Origin of the sequence: Micromonospora noduli, from assembly GCF_003264365.1 — a bacterium.
Classification (GTDB): Bacteria; Actinomycetota; Actinomycetes; order Mycobacteriales; family Micromonosporaceae; genus Micromonospora; species Micromonospora noduli.
In genome coordinates, this window is the sequence record NZ_PYAK01000111.1 from 1 (window position 1) to 7,883 (window position 7,883).

The 7,883-nt window shown below is 72.4% G+C and carries 8 protein-coding genes and 1 riboswitch; of the genes, 3 read left to right on the top strand and 5 right to left on the bottom strand.

Annotation, left to right across the window (positions count from 1 at the left end):
- Positions 1–59: 59 nt before the first annotated feature.
- From GUI43_RS32815 to GUI43_RS32835, 5 genes are all read right to left on the bottom strand, one after another.
- Entirely contained in the window at positions 60–2,057 is a 1,998-nt protein-coding gene (locus GUI43_RS32815; RefSeq protein WP_112584645.1) for an acyl-CoA dehydrogenase family protein, read from the bottom strand.
- Positions 2,058–2,160: 103 nt separating this feature from the next.
- Positions 2,161–2,664, bottom strand: coding sequence for a DUF6328 family protein (locus GUI43_RS32820; RefSeq protein ID WP_112601178.1), 504 nt, complete (start codon positions 2,662–2,664; stop codon positions 2,161–2,163).
- A 139-nt stretch (positions 2,665–2,803) separates the two neighbouring features.
- Positions 2,804–3,553: a sugar isomerase domain-containing protein gene (locus GUI43_RS32825; protein ID WP_112700660.1), complete on the bottom strand. Its 750-nt coding sequence runs from the start codon at positions 3,551–3,553 to the stop codon at positions 2,804–2,806.
- Positions 3,550–3,738 carry an AAC(3) family N-acetyltransferase gene (locus GUI43_RS32830; RefSeq protein WP_244220604.1) on the bottom strand — a complete coding sequence of 63 codons (189 nt, stop codon included), beginning with the start codon at positions 3,736–3,738 and terminating at the stop codon, positions 3,550–3,552. Before GUI43_RS32830 ends, GUI43_RS32825 begins: the two co-directional genes overlap by 4 nt.
- An 18-nt stretch (positions 3,739–3,756) precedes the next feature.
- Positions 3,757–4,587: an alpha/beta fold hydrolase gene (locus GUI43_RS32835; protein ID WP_112700662.1), complete on the bottom strand. Its 831-nt coding sequence runs from the start codon at positions 4,585–4,587 to the stop codon at positions 3,757–3,759.
- A gap of 106 nt (positions 4,588–4,693) precedes the next feature.
- Positions 4,694–4,798, top strand: a riboswitch (TPP riboswitch).
- A 74-nt stretch (positions 4,799–4,872) separates the two neighbouring features.
- On the opposite strand from GUI43_RS32835, the gene GUI43_RS32840 reads away from it, so the two are divergent.
- From GUI43_RS32840 to GUI43_RS32850, 3 genes are all read left to right on the top strand, one after another.
- Entirely contained in the window at positions 4,873–5,466 is a 594-nt protein-coding gene (locus tag GUI43_RS32840) for an ECF transporter S component (RefSeq protein ID WP_112584646.1), read from the top strand.
- 116 nt (positions 5,467–5,582) lie between these two features.
- On the top strand, positions 5,583–7,013 hold the full coding sequence (locus tag GUI43_RS32845; RefSeq protein ID WP_112700664.1) for an ABC transporter ATP-binding protein: 1,431 nt from the start codon (positions 5,583–5,585) through the stop codon (positions 7,011–7,013).
- The gene (locus GUI43_RS32850; RefSeq protein ID WP_112700666.1) at positions 7,010–7,810 is read left to right on the top strand and encodes an energy-coupling factor transporter transmembrane component T family protein; all 801 of its coding nucleotides are present in this window, start codon (positions 7,010–7,012) and stop codon (positions 7,808–7,810) included. Before GUI43_RS32845 ends, GUI43_RS32850 begins: the two co-directional genes overlap by 4 nt.
- Positions 7,811–7,883 lie beyond the last annotated feature (73 nt).

Consider the following 7,883-nt stretch of genomic DNA (forward strand, 5'->3'; position numbering starts at 1 on the left):
CGCGGCGGCGAGCCCGCGCGGCGGCGAGCCCGCGCGGCGGCGAGCCCGCGCGGCGCGGTTTACGGCTTTGGGGGGATGCGGCGGCGGACGTCCTCGGCGGTGGACGGGCCGGGCGACCAGCGGGCCACCCAGGGCAGCTCCTCGGACGGGGTGAGCACGCCCTCCTCCAGGCCCGCGTAGCGGCCGGCGAGGATGCGCTTCGCGGCGGCGGTGTCGACCGAGTCGGTGTTGTCCCAGAGTGCGGCGAACAGGGCGTCCACCCGCACCCGCGCCTGCCGGCAGAACAGGTCGGCCAGCTCGACGTTCTCCGGGCGGCTGTCCCGTTCGGCGTTGGCCCGGACGCAGACCGCGGACATCGCGAACAACTCGGCGCCGATGTCCACCACCCGGCCGAGGAACGCCTGCTTACGCTCCATCTTTCCCTGCCAGCGGGACATCGCGTAGAACGTCGACCGGGCCAGCTTGCGCGACGAACGCTCCACCTGGCGCAGGTGCGCGGCGAGCGGGCCGAACTCGGCGTACGCCGAAGGGCTCTGCCCCCGACCGACGGCGAGGGTGGGCAGCCACTTCGCGTAGAAGGCGCCCGCTCGCGCGCCGGCTCGGGCCTTGCGGCCCAGCCCCGCGTCCGGGTCGATGATGTCGCCGGCCACCGACAGGTGGGCGTCGACCGCCTCCCGCGCGATCAGCAGGTGCATGATCTCGGTGGAGCCCTCGAAGATCCGGTTGATCCGCAGGTCGCGCAGCATCTGCTCGACGGCGGCCGGGCGTTCGCCGCGGGCGGCCAGTGAGTCCGCCGTCTCGTAACCGCGCCCACCCCGGATCTGGATCAGCTCGTCGGCGATCTTCCAGGCCATCTCGCTGGCGTACAGCTTGACCAGTGCCGCCTCGATCCGGATGTCGTTGCGGTCGTCGTCGGCGAGCAGGCAGCAGAGGTCGAGCATCGTCTCCATGCCGTACGTGGTGGCGGCGATGAAGGAGAGCTTCTGCGCGACCGCCTCGTGCTCGCCCACCGGCCGTCCCCACTGGACCCGGTCGGCGGCCCACCCCCGGGCCACGTTCAACGCCCACTTGCCCGCGCCCACACACATGGCCGGCAGTGAGAGCCGGCCGGTGTTCAGAGTGGTCAGGGCGATCTTCAGCCCCTTGCCCTCGCCACCGATGACGTTCTCGGCGGGGACGATCACGTCGTGGAACCGGGTCAGGCTGTTCTCCAGGCCGCGCAGGCCGATGAACTCGTTGCGTCGCTCGACGGTGATGCCGGGACTGTCGCCGTCCACCACGAACGCGGTGATCCCGCCCCGACGTCCCTCGGTGGCCGGCACCCGGGCCATCACCACCAGCAGGGTGGCCACGATGCCGTTGGTGGCCCAGAGCTTCACCCCGTTGAGCCGGTAACCGGTGCCGTCCTCGGTCGGCTCCGCGATGGTGGCCAGCCGGGCCGGGTCGGAGCCGACGTCCGGCTCGGTGAGCAGGAACGCGGACACCTCGCCGGCGGCGAGCCGGGGCAGGAAGCGTTGCTTCTGCTCGGCGGTGCCGAACATCTTCAGTGGCTGCGGCACCCCGATCGACTGGTGCGCCGAGAGCAGCGCGCCGATGGCCGGGCTGACCGAGCCGGCCAGCATGAGCGCCCGGCAGTAGTGCAGGTTGCTCAGCCCGAGCCCGCCGTACTTGCGGTCAATCTTCATGCCGAACGCGCCGAGGTCGGCCAGGCCGTGGAACACCGAGTCGGGTATCGACGCGTCCCGCTCGATGGCCTCACCATCCACCTCGGAGGTCAGGAAGGCGCGGAACCGACCGAGGAACTCCTCCGCGCGAGCCACGTCGTCCGGATCGGATCGGGGCCACGGGTCGATCAGGTCGAGCCGGAACCGGCCGAGGAACAACTCCTTGCCGAAGCTGGGTCGGTCCCAGGTGGACTCCCGGGCGGCCTCGGCGACCTGCCGGGCCTCCTTCTCGGTGACCTGCCCGGCTTCCGCGGGCAGTGGCGCGGCGGCACCGGCGGTGATTTCGGAGTCGGGGCCGTCCGGTGCCGGTCGGCCATCCTGCGTCGTGGTCACGGCTGCCCCCTCGAAGCTCGGTGCGGCTGTTCGACGTGCGCGACTACCGCCACGCTACCCCCGGTTGTTACCCAGGGGTAGCGCTGCGTGAAGATCGGCGCGGTCAGCGACCGTTGATGGTGTCCGGGTCGTCGTCATCGTCGTCGATGTCGTCCTCACCCCAGTTGCGTCGGGCGAACGGCAGGGCCACCCAGAACGTGAGGAACCAGATTCCGGCCAGGGCGCTGAGCACGAAGGCGATCGGCCGGTCCAACACGAAGTCGGTGATCAGCAGCACCGCGCTGACCATCGCGATCAGCATGAAGGCGAGGCCGCCGGTGGCCATCCGGTGTGCGAAGCGGACCAGCTCCGGTTTGCGCCCCTGCCGGAACAGCGCCCGGTGGAACGCCACCGGCGAGATGATCAGTGCGGTGGCGGCGGCCGCCGCGAGCAGCGCCACGATGTAGACGTCGCGCTGGAACTCCGTGGTCTTGGTGAACCCGTTGCTGAACGGCAGGGTGAGCAGGAAGGCGAAGAGGATCTGCACGCCGGTCTGGGCGACCCGCAACTCCTGCAGCAGGTCGGCGAAGTTGCGCTGCCAGCGCTGCTTCTCGGTCTCCTTGGACACGCGCTACCTCCGGTGAGACGCTACTGCCGGCGGTCCCGGCCGCCGGCAGCAACGCCAATGCCCCACCCGGCCGAGCGCGAAACAGGTTCACGACACCGGCCGTTCAATTCGGCGACGCAGGTCGGCCGCCGGCACCGTGTCAGGACCCGCGTCGGATCCGGCCCGCGTACCGCGCTTCCAGCTCGTTGTTGTGCGCGTCGCCGTCCGGGATGTTCGCCGACAGGTAGACCGGGGGCCGCTCCCCCGCCGCCAGCAACCGCGCCACGACCTCCACGGTCACCTGCTGCGCCAGCAGCGCCGCTGTGATCGAGGAGACCGCGCCGACCGCGCCGCCACCGGGCAGGGGCAGCGTCGCGTCGCCGTACGGTGCGCCGTTGTCGAGCACCACGTCGGCGAGGTCGCTCAGCTTGCGCCCGGACGGGTGCCGGGAGGTCATCCGGCCGGAGTGCTGCGCCGAGGTGATCGCCACCAACCCGTGACCGTGCTCCTTCACCAGCGTGGCGAACTCCACCATCGCGCCGTTGACCCCGGAGTTCGAGGCCAGCACGAAGACGTCGGTGGGGCGCACCGGGGCCAGCTCGTAGAGGCGGTGCGCGACGGCCGGGTCCCGTTCCAGCAGCGGGCCCAGCCGGTCGGCCGGTTCGCCGCCGAGCAGCACCAGGTCGCGTAGCGCGATCCGGTTGGTCGGCACCAGCCCGCCGGCCCGTCCGGCGATCTCCATGGCGAGGGCCTCCGAGTGCCCGGTGCCGAACGCGTGCACCACGCCGTCGGCTCGGACGGCCTCGGCGATCAGGTCGGCGGCCCGCCCCACCGCCTCCCGCTGACTGGCGGCCACCCGCCCGATCGTCTCGGTCACCACGGCCAGGTAGTCCTCGGCATTCACCGTCATACGTCCTCCGTCGTTCGATTACGAGCCAGCCAGCGAACCGCGAAGTCGACCGCCGCCCGCTGGCGCATCAACCTGCCGGTCCCGGTGCCGACCGGTGCGGTGCGTACCGCTCCGGTGGCCTCCAGGTCCCCGCCCAACGCGGCGAAGTCGTCCGCGTCGAGTCGTACGTCCTGCCACCGGTTCACCTCGCGGACCCGCACGGCTCAGGCCGTTCCGCCGGCTCGGGCCAGGATCGCCTCGGCGAGCGGGGCCGGCGCCGCGTCCGGGATCCAGTGACTCACCCCGGGCAGCTGCACGAAGCGGTAGTCCCCAGTGACGTTCTGCGCGCACGCCTCGGCGGCGGTCCGGCCGATGGCGACGTCCCGGTCACTCCAGACGTACGTGGTGGGCACCTCGACCGGGCCGACGCCGGCCAGGTCGGCGCGGGACATCGCCCGGTACCAGTTCAGCGCGGCGGTGAGCGCCCCCGGCTCACGCATCGGGTCGGCGTACCGGTTCACCCGGGACGTGTCGCCCACCCCGCCGAGCAGCTTGCGCAACGCGGTGGCGTGCCACGCCAGCAGCACCTTCTCCGCCTTGTCGGGCTTGCGGAACAGCGCGATGTACGACGAGCGGGCCTTCTGTTGGGCGTCGGTGCTCAGGGCGTGCGCCATGGCCGCCGGATGCGGTACGGACACCGCGGTCAGCGTGTGCACCCGTTCGGGGTGCCGGGCGGCAACCGCCCAGGCCACGATCGCGCCCCAGTCGTGGCCGACCAGGTGCACGGCGTCCAGCCCGAGCCCGTCGAGCACCGCCACCACGTCGGTGACCAGTTCGGGGATCCGGTAGTCGGCCACCGCCGTGGGCCGGGCGCCGGGTGAGTAACCGCGCTGGTCCAGCGCGTACGTGCGCAGTCCACCCGCGTGCAGCGCCGGCACCACGTCGTCCCACTCGCCACTGTGCTGAGGGAAACCGTGCAGCAGCAGGACGGGTACGCCGTCCGTCGGACCGCCGACGGTCACCTCGAACGTGAAGCCTCGCGCGTCAACCCGCATGATCGGAAGCGTACCCAGCCGGCGGTCGGCCGGTCGCTCCCGCAGGTCAGCGGATGCCCTGCTGGGCCCGTACCCCCGGTCGGTGTTAGCGTCAGCGAGACAACTTCATATCCGACAGGGGAGCGCACAGCGCTGAGAGTGCGGGCACGCCCGCAGACCCTCGAACCTGATCTGGGTAATGCCAGCGCAGGGAGTTCGGTCGACCTCCAGCCGCGCCGCAGTCCGGTGCCACCGGACGCGGCGTGCGTCTTCTCCTGGTTCGCACTCACGAACTGGGAGCAACACATGAAATCCACCACCGACACACACCGTTGGCGCACCATCGACATCGTGGTCGCCTCGGTGATCGCGGTCGCCTTCGGCGTCATCTTCTGGGCCTGGGGCCTCGTCTGGAGCGCCACCGAGGGCGCGTTCGCTTTCTTCCCGCCGGCGCAGACGCTGCTCTACGGCGTCTGGCTGATGCCGGCGGTGATCGGTGGGCTGGTCATCCGCAAGCCCGGCGCCGCGCTGTACTGCGAGACGGTGGCCGCGGTCCTGTCCGCGCTGCTGGGCAGCCAGTGGGCCGGCACGGTGATCCCGCAGGGCATCGTGCAGGGCATCGGTGCCGAGCTGGCCTTCGCCGCCTTCCGGTACCGGTCGTTCCGGCTGCCGACCGCGGTGTTCGCGGGCGCGCTGACCGGCCTCAGCGCCGCGCTGTTCGACTTTTTCGTCTGGAACGTCGACTACGCGCTGACCGACTACCGCATCCCGTACGCGCTGCTCACCATCGTCAGCGCCACAGTGATCGCCGGCCTCGGCGGCTGGCTGCTCACGAACGCACTGGCCAACACCGGCGTCCTGGACCGCTTCCCAGCAGGCCGAAACCGAGCCCTGGTCTAACCCCACCCACTCGCGCGTTGATCAAGAGGTTTGCGTCAACGGAAGGCGATTTCCTGACGCAAACCTCTTGATCAACCGGGGTGGACGGGGCCGGTTGGGTCGGAGGAGGTGGGTTGGTGGGCGGGGTACTGCTGCGGGGGTTCGGGTGGCGGCACGCTGGGCGGCGCGCCTGGGCCCTGCACGGGGTTGATCTGCGGGTTGAGGCTGGGGAGCGGGTTTTGCTGCTCGGGCCCTCCGGGGCTGGTAAGAGCACACTGCTCAGCGCGCTGGCCGGGCTGCTTCCCGAGGACTCCGGCGAGCAGGAGGGCACCGTCGAGATCGACGGGCTCGACCCGCGCAAGGGGCGGGAACGGGTCGGCATCGTCTTCCAGGACCCGGAGACCCAACTGGTGATGGCGCGCTGCGGCGACGACGTCGCGTTCGGGCTGGAGAACCGGGGCGTGCCGGCCGACGAGATCTGGCCCCGGGTGGACGAGGCGCTGCACCGGGTCGGCTTCCCGTACTCCCGGGACCGCCACACCGCGGCGCTCTCCGGCGGCGAACAGCAACGCCTCGCCCTGGCCGGCGCGCTGGCCCTGCGCCCCGCCCTGCTGCTGCTCGACGAGCCGACAGCCAACCTCGACCCGGCCGGAGCCGAGCTGGTCCGGCACGCGGTGGCCGGCGCGCTGGACGCCGACACCACGCTGATCCTGGTCGAGCACCGGGTCGCCGAGGCACTGCCACTGGTCGACCGGGTGGTCGTCCTGGAACCGGGCGGCGGCGTCCGCGCGGACGGCACACCCGAGGCGGTCTTCGCCGCCCACGGCGCAGCCCTGGCCGCCGAGGGGGTCTGGGTGCCCGGTCACCCCATCTCGCCCCGAGCGGCCACCGCCGACCCCGGGGAGGTGTTGCTCACCGCCGACCGGCTCGGCCTGCCGCCGCGGCTGGGCTCCACCGACCTGGCGGTACGCGCCGGTGAGGCACTCGCCGTACGCGGACCGAACGGTGCCGGCAAGTCCACCCTGGCGTTGCTGCTCGGCGGTCTGCTCCGGCCCGGCGACGGTCGGGTCACCGCGTCGGCCGAGTTGGCCGGCGCGGACCACCGCACTCCCCCGCACCGGTGGCGGGCGCCCGCGCTGGCCCGACGGATCGGGTCGGTCTTCCAGGATCCGGAGCACCAGTTCGTCACCAGCACGGTCTTCGACGAGCTGGCGCTGGGCCCGCGCCGCACCGGTCAACCCGAGGCGGCCGTCAAGGAGACAGTGGCCGGGCTGCTGGACCGGCTACGGCTGGCCCGGCTCGCCGCTGCCAACCCGTACACCCTCTCGGGTGGCGAGGCGCGGCGGCTGAGCGTCGCGACCGCCCTGGCCACCGCGCCACGCCTGCTGATCTGCGACGAACCCACCTTCGGCCAGGACCGGCGGACCTGGCGGGAGCTGGTCGACCTCTTCGCCGACCTGCGCGACGCCGGGCACGGCCTGGTCACTGTCACCCACGACGCGGACTTCGTCGCCGCGCTCGCCGACCGCACCGTCACCCTGCACCGCGCCCCGGACGACCCCCGATGATCAGCATCGAGCCGGTCGCCGCACCGGACGCGCCGTTGGCCCGCCGCAACCCGGTGGCGAAGGTCGCCGCCGCACTCGTCGTCTCGTTCACCCTGCTGGCGACCCTGGACCCGGTGGCCCCGGCGATCGCCATCGCCCTCGAACTGGCCGTCCTGCCGCTGTTCGGCATCCGCTACCGGGTGCTGGCCCGGCGGGCCTGGCCGCTGCTGCTCAGTGCCGCCGGCATCCTGGTTACCCTGGTGCTGTTCGCAGCCGACCGGTCCGGCCGGGTCCTGCTGGACGTGGGACCGGTGCTGGTGAGCACCGGCGTCCTGCTCACCGCGCTCGGCCTGGTGCTGCGGGTGTTCGCGGTGGCCCTGCCCGGTGTGATCGTCTTCGCGACCACCGACCCCACCGACCTGGCCGACGCGTTGATCCAGAACGCGAAGGCGCCGGCCCGGTTCGCCATCGGGGCGCTGGCCGCGTTCCGGCTGGTGCCGCTGCTCGGTCAGGAGTGGCAGATGATCAGCATGGCTCGACGCGCGCGGGGCGTCGACGCGGGACGCAACCCGGTGGCGAAGCTGCGGCTCTTCGCATCCACCGCGTTCGCGTTGCTGGTCGGGGCGATCCGCCGAGGCACCCGGTTGGCGGTGGCGATGGACGCGCGTGGCTTCGACGCCGGCACACCTCGTACCGTCGCCCGTCAGCAGCACTTCACCCGCGCCGACGTCCTCCTCATCGCCGGCGCGGTCGTCCTCTCCGCCGCCGCCCTGACCACGAGCGTCCTCCTGGGCACCTTCCGCCCCCTGATCAGCTGAGTCCCACCCCGCCGGCCGCTCGCCGGCTGCCCGCCGCCGGTGCTGCCCGCCGCCCGCCGCCGGCCGCCGGCCG

Excerpts from the sequence above, each read along its gene's own strand:
- GUI43_RS32825 (WP_112700660.1), bottom strand. The coding sequence starts at position 3,553 with ATGACGGTGAATGCCGAGGACTACCTGGCCGTGGTGACCGAGACGATC.
- GUI43_RS32835 (WP_112700662.1), bottom strand. The coding sequence starts at position 4,587 with ATGCGGGTTGACGCGCGAGGCTTCACGTTCGAGGTGACCGTCGGCGGT.
- GUI43_RS32840 (WP_112584646.1), top strand. The coding sequence starts at position 4,873 with ATGAAATCCACCACCGACACACACCGTTGGCGCACCATCGACATCGTG.
- GUI43_RS32850 (WP_112700666.1), top strand. The coding sequence starts at position 7,010 with ATGATCAGCATCGAGCCGGTCGCCGCACCGGACGCGCCGTTGGCCCGC.